Origin of the sequence: Streptomyces sp. P9-A2 (assembly GCF_036634175.1) — a bacterium.
GTDB classification, from domain to species: Bacteria; Actinomycetota; Actinomycetes; order Streptomycetales; family Streptomycetaceae; genus Streptomyces; species Streptomyces pratens.
Genome location: NZ_JAZIFX010000001.1, coordinates 6044259 through 6060223, shown reverse-complemented (window position 1 = coordinate 6060223; position 15965 = coordinate 6044259). Strand labels below are relative to the sequence as shown.

The following is a 15965-nucleotide window of genomic DNA, read 5'->3' as shown; positions in this document are numbered from 1 at the left end:
GACACGGCACGTCTCGTCACCGTGTTTGTTCCCGGCTCACGGCCGGTCGATGCGTGGCCGGGCCGGAAGTCGGGCCGGAACGTCCCGTGGGCCGTGACGCGGATGCGGGGGCCGCGGGCCTGTGGGCCGTGAACCTGTAGGCCGTGGACTCGTCCGGGCCCTGCGCCGTGGACTTCCAGTCCGGGTGGCCGGGCATCGGCGGGGTCTTCGCGTCGTGGAGCCAGGCGTTCAGGAATCCGGTCAGGTCGCGCCCCGCGGTGTCGGAGGCGAGCCGGACGAAGTCGGCGGTGGAGGCCGTGCCGTCCCGGTGCTCGGTCACCCAGCGCCGTTCCAGACGGTCGAACGCGGTGTGGCCGATCTCCTCGCGCAGGGCGTACAGCACGAGCGCGGAGCCGTCGTACACGATCGGCCGGAAGATGCTGATCTTCTGGCCGGGCTGCGGGGCCCGGGGAGCGGCGGGTGGTCCTCCCTCCGCGCGCCAGCGGTCGGAGGACTCGTAGGCGGCCTTCATCCGGGCCTCGAGGGGCCGGCCGGCCTTCTCCTGCGCGTACAGCGCCTCGTACCAGGTGGCGTGGCCCTCGTTGAGCCACAGATCGGACCAGGTGCGAGGGCTGACGCTGTTGCCGAACCACTGGTGGGCGAGCTCGTGCACCATGATCGACTCGATGTACCACGCGGGATGGGCCGAGTCGGTGAAGAGTTCCCGCTCGAAGAGGGACAGCGTCTGGGTCTCGAGTTCGAAACCGGTGGAGACGTCGGCCATGAGCAGGCCGTACGTCTCGAACGGGTAGCGGCCGGCCTTGTTCTCCATCCAGGCGATCTGGTCCGGGGTCTTCGCCAGCCACGGTTCGAGCTGTTCGCGGTGGGCCGTGGGGACGACATCGCGCAGCGGCAGCCCCTGCGGGCCGGTGCGGTGCAGGACCGTGGAGCGGCCGATGGACACCTGGGCGAGTTCGGTGGCCATGGGGTGCCGGGTGCGGTACGTCCAGGTCGTCGTCGCCGCGCGGGTGCGGTCGACATGGATCGGCAGGCCGTTGGCGACGGCCGTGTGCCCGTCGGGGGCGGTGATGCGGAACGTGAAGAAGGCCTTGTCGGACGGGTGGTCGTTGCACGGGAAGACCAGGTGCGCGGCGTCGGCCTGGTTGGCCATGGCGAGACCGTCCGCGGTGCGCACCCAGCCACCGTCACGGCCCTCCGCGGCCACCGGATCACTGGTGTGGCGCACGGTGATACGGGTCCGTTCACCGGCCTCCAGACCGCTCACCGGCGTGATCACGAGGTCCTCACCCGCGGTGGTGAAGGTGGCGGGGGCGCCGTCGACCTCGACCGAGTGGACCGTGCCGTGGGCGAAGTCGAGGTTGATCCGGTCCAGGTCCGTGGTCGTCCGGGCGTCGATCCTCGTGGTGGCCTGGAGCGGTGTGTCGTTCGTGCCGGGGTAGCTGAGGGCGAGGTGGTACGACGCCACGTCGTACCCGGGGTTGCCCAGGTGCGGGAAGAGACGGTCACCGATGCCCAGCGGCGTGGCGGGGGCGCTCGCGGCGAGGAGGCACACGGAGACGGCCGACGCGAGCAGCGCGGCGGACGTCCGCCGACGGCGGCCCCCGGAGATCGGCGTGCGGGCGGTCTGTACGGGAATGGCCGGTACAGGAGCGGACTGACGGACGGAGGCCGGGCCGTGCGTGGCCGGACGTGCGGAGGCCTCGGGGGCCGGTTCGGAAGCGGCCGGGTCGTGGGGAGTGCGCAGCATGGGCCCACGGCTATCAGCGCACGCGTGCGCGGTTACGGCGGCGCGCTCCCGGCCCACCCGATCGGGTGGGCCGATGGCCGAACGGGTGCCCGACGAGGCCTCCGGAGGGGTGATGTCCCCGCGCGCGCCGCTGTCAGGTGCCCTGGCTCTGCGGCTTGGCCCGGCTCACGTCGTACACACCCGCCACCTTGCGCATCGCGCGCATGAGGACGGGCAGGTGGGCGGCGTCCGGCAGCTGCACGGTGTACGTGTGCCGCACCTGCTGATGGGTCGGAGGTTCGACGGTCGCGGAGACGATCTCGGCGCCTTCGACCGCCATGGCCTCGGTGAGGTCGGCGAGCAGATGGGGGCGGACGAACGATTCGGCGACCAGGGTGACCCGGCACTCGGCACCCTCCCCCCAGCGCACGCCGACCTCCGCACGCCCCGCGCTCTTCATGCGCGCCACGGCAGAGCACTCGACCCGGTGCACGGCGACCGCTCCCCCGCGCACGGCGAATCCGGTCACCTCGTCGGGTGGTACGGGCGTACAGCAGCCGGCGAGCCGTACCGTCGCGCCGGGCCTGTCGGCCAGGACCTGGGCACCTCCGAAGGAGCCGGACGCCGCCGCGGACACCGCTCCGGAAGCCGGTGCGGCGGCGGGCTCGCCCACCGCGGGACGCGGGTCCGCCCGGGCTTCCTCGGCCCCGGCCCGCTCGCCCGCGGGCGGATCGGCGGGATCGGCGGGGTGCGCGGGGTGGGCGGTCAGCCACCGCTGAATGGCGATCCGGGCGGTCGGGGTACGGGCGTGCTCCAGCCACTCCCGGGAGGGCTCGGAGGCGGGGTCCTGGCCCATCAGGGGCTGGACGGTGTCCCCGTCCTTCAGCACGGTGCGCAGCGTCGCCAGGCGGCCGTTGACGCGGGCGCCGATGCACGCGTGCGCGTCCTCGCCGTACTGCGCGTAGGCGGCGTCCACACAGGTCGCCCCGGCGGGCAGGCCGATCGTGCCGCCGTCCGGACGGAACACGGTGATCTCGCGGTCCTGGGCGAGGTCCTCGCGCAGCGTGGACCAGAAGGTGTCGGGGTCGGTCGCGCCCCGCTGCCACTCCAGGAGCCGGGAGAGCCAGCCGGGCCGGGTCGGATCGACACGTTCGCCGTCGCCCGTCGGCTGCTCCTCCCCCGGTGCGGCATAGGGGTTGCCGAGGGCGACGACACCCGCCTCGGCGACCTTGTGCATCAGGTGCGTCCGGATGAGGACTTCGACGACCTGGCCGTCCTCGCGCGCGACGGCGGTGTGCAGCGACTGGTACAGGTTGAACTTGGGTACCGCGATGAAGTCCTTGAACTCCGAGACGACGGGTGTCATGCAGGTGTGCAGCTCGCCCAGGACGCCGTAGCAGTCGGCGTCCTCGTTCACCAGCACCAGCAGCCGGCCGAAGTCGGCGCCGCGCAGCCGGCCGCGTTTGCGGGACACGCGGTGCACGGAGACGAAGTGACGGGGGCGGATGAGGACCTCGGCGGCGAGGTCCGCCTCGCGCAGCACTTTGCGCACCTCGTCGGCGACCTCGGCGAGAGGGTCGTCCGCGCGGGAGGCGTTGCGAAGGATCAGCTCGCGCGTGTGCTTGTTCTCCTCGGGATGCAGGATCGCGAAGACCAGGTCCTCGAGTTCCGTCTTGAGCGCCTGGACGCCGAGCCGTTCGGCGAGCGGAATGAGGACGTCCCGGGTCACCTTGGCGATGCGTTCCTGCTTCTCGGGGCGCATCACCCCGAGGGTGCGCATGTTGTGCAGCCGGTCGGCGAGTTTGATCGACATCACGCGGACGTCGTTGCCGGTGGCCACCAGCATCTTGCGGAAGGTCTCGGGCTCGGCCGCGGCGCCGTAGTCGACCTTCTCCAGCTTGGTGACGCCGTCGACGAGATAGCACACCTCCTCGCCGAACTGCTCACGGACCTGATCGAGCGTCACCTCCGTGTCCTCGACGGTGTCGTGGAGCAAGGAGGCCGTCAAGGTCGTGGTCTCGGCGCCGAGTTCGGCGAGGATGAGGGTCACGGCGAGCGGATGGGTGATGTACGGCTCGCCGCTCTTGCGCATCTGTCCCCGGTGCGAGGACTCGGCCAGGAGATAGGCGCGGCGCAGGGGGTCGAGATCGGCGTCGGGGTGGTGGGCGCGGTGGGCGTCGACCACATGGCCGATGGCGTCGGGGAGCCGGTCGCGGGAGGCGGGGCCGAGGAGCGCGGCGCGGCCCAGCCGGCGCAGGTCGAGCCGGGAGCGTGTCTTCCTCCGCGCCCCCGTGGGCGTGACATGACCTGATGTCGCAGATCCCGTTGTCACAGGACCTGGGGTCGCAGGTTTCGCGGCCTCCGCGTTCATGGGCACCTCCGGCGGCGTTGACCGGCGGACGCATGCCCAGGGCGGACTCGGGCTCAGGAGACGGTGCTCGTCCCCGTCCGGGCCGGTGCTTGATGCTACCGAGCCCAGCACGTGCGACCGACCGCCTCCCTCCGAGCGTGAAACGGATCACTCCTTCGAGCGAAGACCGCCACAGGGGCGATTTCACGCCATGGAATCAGAGGCGTGTCATGCTCTCGAAGCCGATCCGGGCCCCGCACCCCACGGATGCGGCCGGCCGGCACGTGCTGCTCTTGGATACCAAGACGGTACCGGGGTCAGCGGGGCAGGTTCTCCAGCCACTCGCCCTCGATCACGCCCTCGGCGACGATCACCGCGGGCCCGGTCATCTCGATCTCCCCGTCGGGTCGTTCGGTGATCACCAGAGTGCCGCCGGGCACATCCACCGTGTACGTCACCGGGGTTCCGGTGACCCGCGGGTCGACGCCGTCCCGGCGGGCCGTGGCCACGGCGACCGCGCAGGCGCCCGTGCCGCACGAGCGGGTCTCGCCGGCTCCCCGCTCGTGGACGCGCAGTGCCACGTGCCGCGGGCCGCGGTCGGCCACGAACTCCACGTTGACGCCGTCCGGATAGACCGAGGCGGGGCTGAACGGGGGTGCGGTGAGCAGGTCGCCGGCGTGGTCGAGGTCGTCCACGAAGGCCACGGCGTGCGGGTTGCCCATGTTCACGTTCCGCGCGGGCCAGCTGCGCCCGCCGACGCTCACGGTGACGCCGTCGCCGGGCAGCAGCGCCCTGCCCATGCCGACGGTGATGTCACCCGCGGCGGAGCCACTGTCGGAAACGGTCTTGGCGATGTACACCGTCTTCACGCCGCCGCGCGTGGCGATCGCGATGTCTCCCTCGGACACATGTCCCGCACGCTGGAGGTAGCGCGCGAACACGCGCACTCCGTTGCCGCACATCTCGGCGACGGAACCGTCGCCGTTGCGGTAGTCCATGAACCACTCGGCCTCGGCCGCCAGGTGCCGGGCCTCGGGGTGCGCGGCGGACCGCACCACGTGCAGCAGTCCGTCGCCGCCGATGCCCGCGCGGCGGTCGCAGAGGGCCGCGACGGAGGCGGGGGGCAGGTCGATGGCGTTCTCGGGGTCCGGAACGATCACGAAGTCGTTCTCGGTGCCGTGCCCCTTGAGGAAGGCGATCCGCGTGCTCATCCCTCGATCGTACGGGGCGTCCACGGCCCCGCGTCCCGGCCTTCGCGGCGCAGGGGCCGGCGAGGGGGAGGCGGGCGTCAGCGGAGGCGGGCGACCCGCAGGACGGCCAGGGCCACCACCACCGCGACCAGCACGGCGTAGGCGATCACGACCCGCCAGTCGGGTCTGCGACCGGAGCTCCGGGCCGGCAGACCGGGCCAGGTGTAGCCCACCCTGCGGGCGGCCATCATGCCCCAGCCGGCCGCGCAGGAGCAGATCAGCAGGCCCAGCATGGCGATCACGGCGCCGCTGTCGCCGAAGTCGAAGGCGAGCGGGAACGCGAACATCAGGGAGCCGACCGCGGCCAGGCCGACGATGGGCGCGAGCTGCCAGAGGCGCAGCCGGCCCTGGGGGCGCAGCTCGACCTCGACCTCGTCGCCGCCCGCGAACATCTCGTCCGGCTCGGGGCCGTCGTCGGTCACTTGGCCCTGTGTCTCGTCCGGCCCGTCGGGGCTGAGACGGTCAGGGTCCTGCTCCGGTACACCCCGCTCGGTGGTGAGGTGTTCGGTGCCGTGTGCGGTGTCGCGAGGGCCGGCCTCCATCGCCACGCGCCCTCCCAACTTGGACTCCACTTGGTCGATCGAAGCTCGATGATGGCACGGCGTCAGAGGCTTGGATGACGGCCTGGGCGTCCCGATGCCATGACGTGATCAGGCTGTGACCGGTCGTTCGACCAACGACAGCGCGAGCCGCGGAAGTTCCGTCAGGTCCGCCGCGGCCCCACTCAACCAATGCACCCGCGGGTCGCGCCTGAACCATGAATCCTGACGGCGCGCGAAGCGCTTGGTGGCACGGACGGTCTCGGACCGCGCGTCCTCCGGGGTGCACTCTCCGGCGAGCGCGGCGAGCACCTGCTGGTAGCCGAGCGCACGCGAGGCCGTACGCCCCTCGCGCAACCCTTGCGCCTCCAGTGCGCGCACTTCGTCCACGAGACCCGCGTCCCACATCCGGTCGACCCGGTCGGCGATCCGCGCGTCCAGCTCGGGGCGGGCGACGTCGACACCGATCTGGAGGGTGTCGTAGACCGAGTCGTGGCCGGGGAGGTTGGCGGTGAAGGGCCGGCCGGTGATCTCGATCACTTCGAGCGCCCGGACGATGCGACGGCCGTTGCTCGGCAGGATGGCCCGCGCGGCCTCGGGATCGGCGGCGGCGAGGCGGGCGTGCAGTGCGCCGGATCCGCGCAGGGTGAGCTCGTCCTCCAGGCGCGACCGCACCTCGGGGTCGGTGCCCGGGAACTCGAGATGGTCGACGGCCCCGCGGACGTAGAGGCCGGAGCCCCCGACCAGGACGGGCCAGCGCCCGGCGGCGAGCAGTGCGTCGATCCGCTCCCGGGCGAGGCGCTGGTACTCGGCGACGGACGCGGTGACGGTCACGTCCCAGATGTCCAGGAGGTGGTGCGGGACTCCCCCACGTTCCCCGGGCGTCAGCTTGGCGGTGCCGATGTCCATCCCCCGGTAGAGCTGCATGGAGTCGGCATTGACGACTTCACCGCCAAGCTCTCGAGCCAGGAAAACGCCCAGATCGGACTTTCCGGCTGCGGTGGGACCGACGACGGCGATGACCCGGGGGGTGGGGAGTGCGCTGCTCACCGGCCCAGTCTCGCAAACCCCACAGCGGGCCCTCCATCGAGTGGCATTACGCGACGGGCGCGGGGCCGCACCCGGGTCGGGTTTCGGCCACAGGAAGGCCGTACGGCGGGGCGGGACCGCGCCCACGCGAGTACCGTAGGGAGTGGATATGGGCGTTTTCGTACATGAGTGCACACGAACCGCGCCGCGAGGGAAGGTGGACCATGGGTCTCCTGGACAACATGAAGGCCAGGCTGGGGCCTGCCAAGGACAAGGTCTCGGACCTCGCGCAGCAGCACGGGGGCAAAATCCAGCACGGGCTGGACAAGGCGGCGAAGACCGCCGACGAGCGGACCAAGGGCAAGTACAGCGACAGGATCCAGAAGGGCACCGGCAAGGCCAAGCACGCCATGGACCGCCTCGCCCACAAGGACGACCCCGGTCCGGACACGGGGGGTACCACTCCCCCGGCGGGGCCGCCGCCCGCTCACTGAGCACTGAGCACTGAGCACTGAGCACTGAGGCATTGGATCGGCACAAGGCCGGGAACGCGCATCTCGCAGGTCGTTCCCGGCCTTCGGCCGTTCCGGGTTGCGGCCGTTCCCGGCCTTCGGCCGCTTCACGCCGTCCGGCGTGCAGGGCGGGCCTCGCGCGAAGCCGCGGCCCCTACGACCAGGTGGCCACCATGTAGCCCACCCCGTACGGAGCGTCCTCGTACAGCAGCGTGCCCTCCAGGGCGGTCCCCCCGGCTTCGGCCGCCCCCGCCAGGACTTGCCAGGGTGCCCGGCCGGACGCCTTGAGTTCGCGCGCCAGGCCGCCGTCCAGCGCCCGCAGTGACGCCGTGTCGGCCGCTCCCAGCGCCCGCGCGGCCTCCGCGTCGAAGGGCGCCGCCCGCTCGTCGAGGTAGCCCGGCGCCTTGAGCGTGCGGCAGGCACTGCCGTCGCCCATCACCAGCAGCGCGACCCGCTCCGCCCTGGTGGCGATCTCCCGTCCCTGTTCGGCGCACCGCTCGGCCGCGAGGGACTCCCCCACGCCGAGTCCCTCGACGGGTGCGTTCGCCCATCCGGTCCGCTCCAGCAGCCAGGCGCCCACCGCGAGCGCACCGGGCAGTGTCCGGCCGGCCGCCGTGTCCCGGTCCGCTCCGAGCCGTACGCCGAGACCGACACCGAAGCTCTGGAAGGACCCCGTGCTGCCCTCCGGGTAGCGCGCGGCCCCTACGTCGCCGCGCGCCGGGCCGACGACCACCAGCAGGTCGGGCCGGGCGGCGGTGAGCACACCGACCGCGTCCGTGCACGCGGCCCGCGCGGTGTCCAGCTCGGGCGCGGCGCCCGCGGCCACTTCGGGCACGAGGAGGGGCGGGCACGGGCAGACTGCGGCGGCGACAAGCATGATCAGCAGCCTACTGCCGCGGCCCGGAACGGCATCCGCGTCTCACGGGTCGTCCGTGCTCCAGACGCGCTCCGCGAGGTAGTACCGCAGGCGATAGGTGACCAGTCCGCTCTTGACCTCCACGAAGTACGTGTCGTCGTCCACGCGGTACACCTCGCCACGCTGCTTCAGCACTCCTCCGGTGAACCGACGCGTGCACGCCGTCTCGTACAGCCTGCGGCGCGCTTCCTCGCGCGTCCCCTCGAAGCGCGCGACCGGCCGGAACCTGTCCTCCAGCTCCTCCACGACGACCCAATGAGCCATGCGTCCGACCTCCCCCGCCGCGGCCCGGTCAGTCGATGGCGCAGCCCCCGGCGATCGCCGGCAGCGGCTCGGGCACTCCCACCTTGGGCAGACCGAGCATGACACCCGCCGGCTCGGCGGCCCCGGCGGTGTTGCGCTTCTCCCAGGCGTCGCCCGCGCGGGTGCGGCGCACCTCCAGGGTGGGGCCCTCGGCAAGGAGGTGGTGGGGAGCCGCGTAGGTGATCTCGACGGTGACGACGTCGCCGGGACGGACCTCCTGCTCCGGCTTGGTGAAGTGCACCAGGCGGCTGTCCGGGGCGCGGCCGGAGAGACGGTGGGTGGCGCCGTCCTTGCGGCCCTCGCCCTCGGCCACCATCAGCTCCAGGGTGCGGCCGACCTGCTTCTTGTTCTCCTCCCAGGAGATCTCCTCCTGGAGGGCGGCGAGCCGTTCGTAGCGCTCCTGGACGACCTTCTTGGGAATCTGGCCGTCCATCTCGGCGGCCGGGGTTCCCGGCCGCTTGGAGTACTGGAAGGTGAAGGCCTGGGCGAAGCGGGCTTCGCGCACCACGTGCAGGGTCTGCTCGAAGTCCTCCTCGGTCTCGCCCGGGAAGCCCACGATGATGTCGGTGCTGATCGCCGCGTGCGGGATGGCGGCGCGGACCTTCTCGATGATGCCGAGGTAGCGCTCCTGCCGGTACGAGCGGCGCATCGCCTTGAGGACCGTGTCCGAGCCGGACTGGAGCGGCATGTGGAGCTGCGGCATCACGTTGGGCGTCTCGGCCATGGCGGCGATGACGTCGTCGGTGAAGTCGCGCGGGTGCGGGGAGGTGAAGCGGACGCGCTCCAGGCCCTCGATCCTCCCGCAGGCCCGCAGCAGCTTGCTGAACGCCTCCCGGTCACCGATGTCGGAACCGTACGCGTTGACGTTCTGGCCGAGCAGGGTGATCTCCGAGACACCCTCGGCGACCAGGGCCTCGATCTCGGCGAGGACGTCCCCGGGACGCCGGTCCTTCTCCTTGCCGCGCAGCGCGGGGACGATGCAGAAGGTGCAGGTGTTGTTGCAGCCGACGGAGATGGACACCCAGGCCGCGTAGGCGCTCTCGCGGCGGGTCGGCAGCGTGGACGGGAAGGCCTCCAGCGACTCGGCGATCTCGACCTGGGCCTCCTCCTGGACGCGGGCGCGCTCCAGGAGGACCGGCAGCTTGCCGATGTTGTGCGTGCCGAAGACGACGTCCACCCAGGGGGCCCGCTTCACGATGGTGTCGCGGTCCTTCTGCGCGAGGCAGCCGCCGACCGCGATCTGCATGCCGGGGCGCCGCGCCTTGCTGGGGGCGAGGTGGCCGAGGTTTCCGTAGAGCTTGTTGTCGGCGTTCTCCCGCACGGCGCAGGTGTTGAAGACGACGACGTCGGCGTCGCCGTCGGCGCCCTCGGGAGCGCGGACGTAGCCCGCGTCCTCCAGCAGCCCGGACAATCGCTCGGAGTCGTGGACGTTCATCTGGCACCCGTAGGTGCGTACTTCATAGGTGCGCGTGCCGCCCACTGACTGGCTCCGGTCGATGCTGCTCATGCCCTACAGGGTAGGCGGTCGCCACGCCGCCCCCGGGACTCCGCCCGGGATCGGGCTCCGGCCCCCGCCACGGCTCCGCTCAGGCCTCGGTGCGGGGCTCCGCGCCCTGCGCCCACCCCTGCCGGCGCAGCACCCCGGACACGTCGGGCGCCTCGTAGTGGTCCCCCTTGAGGACCTTGCCGTCGGACCGGCGGGCGATCGTGCCGTCGGGGCCGCGCTTGCTCATGTTGGCGCGGTGGATCTCGGAGATCACCGCGTCGAGGTCGATGCCGTGGACGAGCGCCGTGCCGTAGGCGACGTAGACGACGTCGGCGAGTTCGTGCGCGAGCCGGTCGAGGGGGCCGTGCACCGCCACCTCCGCGACCTCCGCTGCCTCCTCGGTGAGCAGGTCGCCGCGCTGGGCGGCGAGTTCCGGTGGGACCTCGGTCGGTGTCTCGCGCACGTCCAGCCCGAAGGCGCGGTGGAACTCACGGACCTGGTCGGCGGGCGAAGCGCTCATGCCGTAACGGTAACGGCCGCCTCCCGGGACTCTCCCGGCCTGGTCAGGGGGGCGCATGGGCTGGCAGGATCGCGCACATGTCCATCGCGCCGTCCCGTATCGGCAGGCGCCGGGTCCTGCGGGGCGCGGTCGCCGGCCTCGTGGCGCTCGGGCTGCTGCTGTGGTGGCTGGCACCCTGGAGCGAGGATCCACCGCGCGGGACGATCACGCTGAGCACGGGCACACGCGCGGGTGTCTACCAGAAGTACGGAGAGCTTCTGCGCACGTCGTTGAGCAAAGACATGCCCGGCCTCGAAGTGCGGCTGCTGACGAGCGACGGTTCGCAGGAGAACGTGCGGCGCGTGGCGACCGGGCAGGCGGACTTCGCGATCACCGCGGCCGACGCGGTGCAGACGTACAAGCTGAGCGGCGCACAGAACGCCGACGGGCTGCGCGGGGTCGCCCGTCTCTACGACGACTACGTGCAGCTCGTGGTCCCTCCCGGCTCCGGTATCCGTTCCGTCACCGATCTGCGGGGCAAGAGGGTCGCCATAGGGCCGCCCAAGTCGGGTGTCCGGCTCATCGCCAACCGGGTGCTCAGGGCGGCGGGCATCGACCCGGAGAAGGACATCAGGCCCTTCGCGGACGGCATCGACACCGGCCCCGGGCGGCTCGGGCAGGGACTGGACGCGTTCTTCTGGTCGGGCGGGCTGCCCACCGACGGCCTGCGCGCCCTGTCCGAGGACGCCGGCCTCCGGTTCGTGCCGATCCCGGCCGGCCTGGTCGCCCGGCTGCACGATCAGGGCGGGGCCACGCGCTACTACCGTGCCACCAACATGCCGGAGTCGGCCTACCCCGGCAGCCAGCAGGGTTCGACCGTCCCGACGATGGCCGTGTCCAATCTGCTGATCACCCGGGCGGACACGGACCCGCGGATCACCGAGTGGCTGACCCGGATCGTGCTCAAGAGCCGGGACGGCATCGGTGCGCACGTCCACTCCGCCCAGCTCGTCGACGTACGCACCGCGATCTACACCGATCCGCTCCGGCTGCACGACGGCGCGCGCCGGCACTACCGGTCCGTCAAGCCCTGAACGGTGGTCCCACCCGTGGGGTCGCTCCTCGGCACCGTCACCGTCACTCTCAGCCCGTGCGGCTCGTGCCGCTCGTACGCGATCGAGCCGCCGCCCGCCGTGAGCAGGGCGCGGGAGATGGACAGGCCCAGGCCGGAGCCCCTGATGTTCTGGTGCAGCGAACTGCGCCAGAAGCGGTCGCCGACGCGGGCCAGCTCCTCGTCGGTCAGACCGGGGCCGTCGTCGGTGACGACGACGGTGGAAGTGTCACCGTTGGAGGCGACGGTCACCTCGACGGTCCGGTCCTCGGGCGTGAACTTCACCGCGTTGTCGATGACCGCGTCCAGCGCGCTGGACAAGGCGACCGGGTCGGCCCATGCCGTGGTCGGCGGGCACTCCCCGACCAGCAGGACGCCCTTGGCCTCGGCGGTGGGCGACCAGGCCGCCACGCGTTCGGCGGCCAGGGCGCCGATGTCGGTGATCTGGAGCTGGGCCTCGCTGTGCTCGGCCAGCGCCAGGTCGAGCAGGTCGTCCAGGACCTGCGCCAGGCGCCTGCCCTCGGCCTGGACGGAGGCGATCTCCTCGTTGCCCTCGGGCAGTTCCAGGGCGAGCAGTTCGATGCGCAGGAGCAGGGCCGAGAGCGGGTTGCGCAGCTGGTGCGAGGCATCGGCGACGAAGGCGCGCTGCTGCTCCAGCACGCTCTCGACGTTGTCCGCCATCTCGTTGAACGACCGCGCGAGCCTGCGCAGCTCCGGAGGTCCGCCGGCCGCCGCGACCCTGGACTTCAGCCGGCCGGTGGCGATGTCGTGGGTGGTGGCGTCCAGGACCCGTACGGGTTTGAGTACCCAGCCGGTCAGCCGCAGGGCCGCACCGACGGCCAGCAGCATCGCGGCCGCCTCCCCCACCCCGATGAGCAGCCAGCCCCGCAGGATGCGGGACCGCATCTGCCCGGTGGGCGAATCGGTGACGACGACGGCGACGACGTCCCCGTCCCGGATGACCGGCGAGGCCACCACGAGGCTGCGCCGCTCCCAGGGCCACACCTGCTCGGGGTCGTGGCTGCGGCGGCTGAGCAGTGCCTCCTGGAAGGCGTCGCGCACCTCGCCCGTCCCCGGCAGGAACCAGTCGTCCGGCGCGTGCGCCATCGGGGTGTCGTTGCGGTGGAAGACGCCGGCCCGGATGCCGTACACCTCGTAGTAGCTGTGGAGTTCGCTGCTGAGGGTCTCCCGGCGCTCGTTGACGTTTCCGGTGACGGGGTCGGTGGGTTCGGTGACGAACTGGGCGAGGGCCGCGAAGCGTGCCGTGTCGTCGATCCGGTCGACGATGACCCGCTGTTGTTGCGCGCCCGCCAGGCTGACCGCGAGCGGGACGCCGAGAGCGAGCAGGACGGCCGCCATCAGGACGATGAGCAGTGGCAGCAGGCGTGTGTGCACCCGGTCGGACCCGCCCTAGGCCGCGGGCTCGACGAGCCGGTAGCCGACTCCGCGCACGGTCTCGATGAGGGCCGGCAGGCGGAGCTTGGCGCGCAGGGAGGCGACATGCACTTCGAGGGTCCGTCCGGTCCCCTCCCAGCTGGTGCGCCACACCTCGCTGATGATCTGCTCGCGGCGGAAGACGACCCCGGGACGCTGGGCGAGCAGGGCCAGCAGATCGAACTCCTTGCGGGTCAGCGGGACGGCCACACCGTTCACGCTGACCTGCCGGGTCGGCAGTTCGATGCGCACGGAGCCGATCCACAGCTCGGCCTCGCCGCTGCCGGGGACGTCCTGGACGGTGCGCCGGCTGACGGCGTGGATCCGGGCGAGCAGTTCGCCCGTGTCGTACGGCTTGACCACGTAGTCGTCGGCTCCGAGGTTCAGGCCGTGGATGCGGGAGCGCACGTCGGCGCGGGCGGTGACCATGATGACCGGGGTACCGGTGCGTTTGCGGATCTTGCCGCACACCTCGTAGCCGTCCTGGTCGGGCAGGCCCAGGTCGAGGAGGATGACTCCGAAGCCGTCGGCCTCGGGGACGAGCGCCCGGAGAGCCTCCTCGCCGTTGCGCGCGTGGGTGACGTCGAAGCCGTGCCGCGCCAGAACGGCCGACAGGGCGGCGGCGACATGGTTGTCGTCCTCGACGAGAAGCAGTCTCATCCGGTCCCCCTTCGGTTCATCGGCCGTACGATCCGAGTGTGTAGAAAAGCGTGGAGAGAAACGTGCGCACACGCGTGCGCACCTTGCAGTGACGCCGATGAACGAGGACGGCGTCAAGAGGGTTCCGGTTGCTCTTCGGTACCGTTACCCGGACGAAATGAGCCCTGCTCACAAGTGCTACGACACGTGTCCGATTGCTATCGGATCGTGATGCTCAGATTCCCCTCAGATGTGATGACGCAGACCTGAAGGGTTACTACTGTCCTCCCACAACCGAGGAGGACGGAGCCTCAAAGCGATGACCGAAGTATCGGTGGCCAAGGAAGATGTGGCCGCGACCGGCGATCTGGTCGTCCTGAAGAGCGTCAACAAGCATTTCGGCGCGTTGCACGTACTCCAGGACATCGACCTGACGATCGCCCGCGGCGAAGTCGTCGTCGTCATCGGGCCCTCCGGGTCCGGGAAGTCCACCCTGTGCCGCGCCATCAACCGTCTGGAAACGATCGAGGACGGGTCGATCACGATCGACGGCAAGCCCCTGCCGCACGAGGGCAAGGAGCTCGCCCGGCTGCGGGCCGACGTGGGGATGGTCTTCCAGTCCTTCAACCTCTTCGCGCACAAGACCGTGCTCGAGAACGTGACGCTGGGCCAGGTCAAGGTCCGCAAGAAGGACAAGAAGGCGGCCGAGGAGCGGGCCCGCGCCCTGCTCGACCGGGTCGGCGTGAGCGCGCAGGCCGACAAGTACCCCGCACAGCTCTCCGGCGGCCAGCAGCAGCGTGTCGCCATCGCGCGGGCTCTGGCGATGGAACCCAAGGTCATGCTCTTCGACGAGCCGACGTCGGCGCTCGACCCGGAGATGATCAACGAGGTTCTGGAGGTCATGCAGCAGCTCGCCCGCGACGGCATGACCATGATCGTGGTGACCCACGAGATGGGATTCGCCCGTTCCGCCGCCAACCGCGTGGTGTTCATGGCGGACGGCCGCATTGTCGAAGAGGCGACGCCGGACCAGTTCTTCAGCAACCCGCGCAGCGATCGTGCCAAGGATTTCCTGTCGAAGATCCTGCACCACTGACGTCGTCACTGACGTCGCCACTGACGTCGCCCTGCGTCTGACGCTCGGACGACGTGCGTCACCGGATGGCCGGGGCCGCATCACCTCACCCGCACACGGGCCGCATCACCTCACCAGTCAAAAGGATGTGCACCATGAAGCTCCGCAAGGTCACCGCCGCCTCGGCCGCCGTGCTCGCCCTCGCCCTGACCGCCACCGCCTGCGGCGGCGACGACAGCGGCGACAACTCTTCGTCCTCCGGCTCCGGGGGCGGCGACAAGATCAAGATCGGCATCAAGTACGACCAGCCCGGTCTCGGCCTGAAGACGCCGGACGGCTCCTTCACCGGCTTCGACGTGGACGTGGCGACGTACGTCGCCAAGGAGCTCGGCTACAAGGCCGACCAGATCGAGTGGATCGAGACCAAGAGCGCCGACCGCGAGAACGCCCTCGCGCGCGGGGACGTGAAGTTCATCGCGGCGACCTACTCCATCAACGACGAGCGCAAGGAGAAGGTCGACTTCGCCGGCCCGTACCTGCTGGCCCACCAGGACCTGCTGGTGAAGGCGGACTCGGACATCTCCGACGCCACGGACCTGAACGACAAGAAGCTCTGTTCCGTGGCCGGGTCGACCTCGGCGCAGAACGTCAAGAAGGACTTCGCCCCGAAGGCCCAGCTCAAGGAGCAGCCCACCTACTCGGAGTGCGTCGCCGCCCTGCAGAGCGGTGCCGTGGACGCGCTGACCACCGACGACTCGATCCTCGCCGGCTACGCCTCGCAGGACCAGCACAAGGGCAAGTTCAAGCTCGCCGGTCTGAAGCTGAGCAACGAGAACTACGGCATCGGTGTCAAGAAGGGCGACACCGAGACCGTGAACAAGATCAATGACGCGCTGGAGAAGATGGTCGGCGACAAGGCCTGGGACAAGGCGGTCGAGACGAACTTCGGCCCGGCCGAGTACAAGAACGAGCCGGCCCCGAAGATCGGCGACCTCGTCAAGTAAGCCCAGGGACGTCCGTAACGCGGGGTCCTGAAGGCGTGCCGCCGTCCATCGCGATCAGGGCGGCGGCGCGCCGCGTCCGCCACGTACGCCAC

Annotated in this window: 15 protein-coding genes; 4 read left to right on the top strand and 11 right to left on the bottom strand. The window is 71.1% G+C overall.

The features are described from left to right. Positions 1-16: 16 nt before the first annotated feature. The 5 genes from V4Y04_RS27510 to miaA all read right to left on the bottom strand — a co-directional run bounded on the left by V4Y04_RS27510 (position 17) and on the right by miaA (position 6915). Complete coding sequence (locus V4Y04_RS27510) at positions 17-1747, bottom strand: M1 family aminopeptidase (protein WP_332431027.1); 1731 nt, start codon at positions 1745-1747, stop codon at positions 17-19. Between the two features lie 133 nt (positions 1748-1880). After that, positions 1881-4097, bottom strand: a complete 2217-nt coding sequence (locus V4Y04_RS27505; protein ID WP_332431026.1) for a RelA/SpoT family protein — start codon at positions 4095-4097, stop codon at positions 1881-1883. 296 nt (positions 4098-4393) lie between these two features. After that, complete coding sequence (gene dapF, locus V4Y04_RS27500; RefSeq protein WP_332431025.1) at positions 4394-5287, bottom strand: diaminopimelate epimerase; 894 nt, start codon at positions 5285-5287, stop codon at positions 4394-4396. A gap of 77 nt (positions 5288-5364) precedes the next feature. Further along, the gene (locus tag V4Y04_RS27495; protein WP_332433023.1) at positions 5365-5868 is read right to left on the bottom strand and encodes a hypothetical protein; all 504 of its coding nucleotides are present in this window, start codon (positions 5866-5868) and stop codon (positions 5365-5367) included. A 108-nt stretch (positions 5869-5976) separates the two neighbouring features. Further along, positions 5977-6915, bottom strand: a complete 939-nt coding sequence (miaA, locus tag V4Y04_RS27490; protein ID WP_332431024.1) for a tRNA (adenosine(37)-N6)-dimethylallyltransferase MiaA — start codon at positions 6913-6915, stop codon at positions 5977-5979. Positions 6916-7118: 203 nt separating this feature from the next. Here miaA and V4Y04_RS27485 point away from each other — a divergent pair, with 203 nt between their 5' ends. Beyond that, on the top strand, positions 7119-7388 hold the full coding sequence (locus V4Y04_RS27485; protein ID WP_332431023.1) for an antitoxin: 270 nt from the start codon (positions 7119-7121) through the stop codon (positions 7386-7388). Between the two features lie 172 nt (positions 7389-7560). On the opposite strand, the gene V4Y04_RS27480 is transcribed toward V4Y04_RS27485, so the two are convergent. The 4 genes from V4Y04_RS27480 to V4Y04_RS27465 form a co-directional block, all read right to left on the bottom strand. Beyond that, positions 7561-8283, bottom strand: coding sequence for a class III extradiol dioxygenase subunit B-like domain-containing protein (locus V4Y04_RS27480; RefSeq protein WP_332431022.1), 723 nt, complete (start codon positions 8281-8283; stop codon positions 7561-7563). 42 nt (positions 8284-8325) lie between these two features. Then, positions 8326-8586 carry a hypothetical protein gene (locus tag V4Y04_RS27475; protein WP_332431021.1) on the bottom strand — a complete coding sequence of 87 codons (261 nt, stop codon included), beginning with the start codon at positions 8584-8586 and terminating at the stop codon, positions 8326-8328. A gap of 28 nt (positions 8587-8614) precedes the next feature. Beyond that, positions 8615-10132: a tRNA (N6-isopentenyl adenosine(37)-C2)-methylthiotransferase MiaB gene (gene miaB / locus V4Y04_RS27470; protein WP_332431020.1), complete on the bottom strand. Its 1518-nt coding sequence runs from the start codon at positions 10130-10132 to the stop codon at positions 8615-8617. A gap of 79 nt (positions 10133-10211) precedes the next feature. Continuing rightward, entirely contained in the window at positions 10212-10631 is a 420-nt protein-coding gene (locus V4Y04_RS27465; RefSeq protein ID WP_332431018.1) for a MazG nucleotide pyrophosphohydrolase domain-containing protein, read from the bottom strand. 77 nt (positions 10632-10708) lie between these two features. On the opposite strand from V4Y04_RS27465, the gene V4Y04_RS27460 reads away from it, so the two are divergent. After that, the gene (locus V4Y04_RS27460) at positions 10709-11704 is read left to right on the top strand and encodes a TAXI family TRAP transporter solute-binding subunit (RefSeq protein WP_332431017.1); all 996 of its coding nucleotides are present in this window, start codon (positions 10709-10711) and stop codon (positions 11702-11704) included. Here V4Y04_RS27460 and V4Y04_RS27455 read toward each other — a convergent pair. Continuing rightward, the gene (locus V4Y04_RS27455; protein ID WP_332431016.1) at positions 11683-13116 is read right to left on the bottom strand and encodes a sensor histidine kinase; all 1434 of its coding nucleotides are present in this window, start codon (positions 13114-13116) and stop codon (positions 11683-11685) included. The genes V4Y04_RS27460 and V4Y04_RS27455 overlap by 22 nt on opposite strands. Before the next feature lie 15 nt (positions 13117-13131). Continuing rightward, on the bottom strand, positions 13132-13815 hold the full coding sequence (locus tag V4Y04_RS27450) for a response regulator transcription factor (RefSeq protein WP_332431015.1): 684 nt from the start codon (positions 13813-13815) through the stop codon (positions 13132-13134). 298 nt (positions 13816-14113) lie between these two features. Here V4Y04_RS27450 and V4Y04_RS27445 point away from each other — a divergent pair, with 298 nt between their 5' ends. Together V4Y04_RS27445 and V4Y04_RS27440 are read left to right on the top strand one after the other, a co-directional pair. Then, a complete protein-coding gene (locus V4Y04_RS27445) occupies positions 14114-14890 on the top strand; it encodes an amino acid ABC transporter ATP-binding protein (RefSeq protein ID WP_332431014.1) in 777 nt (258 codons plus the stop codon). Between the two features lie 134 nt (positions 14891-15024). Beyond that, the gene (locus V4Y04_RS27440) at positions 15025-15873 is read left to right on the top strand and encodes a glutamate ABC transporter substrate-binding protein (protein ID WP_332431013.1); all 849 of its coding nucleotides are present in this window, start codon (positions 15025-15027) and stop codon (positions 15871-15873) included. The last annotated feature ends 92 nt before the right edge of the window (positions 15874-15965 follow it).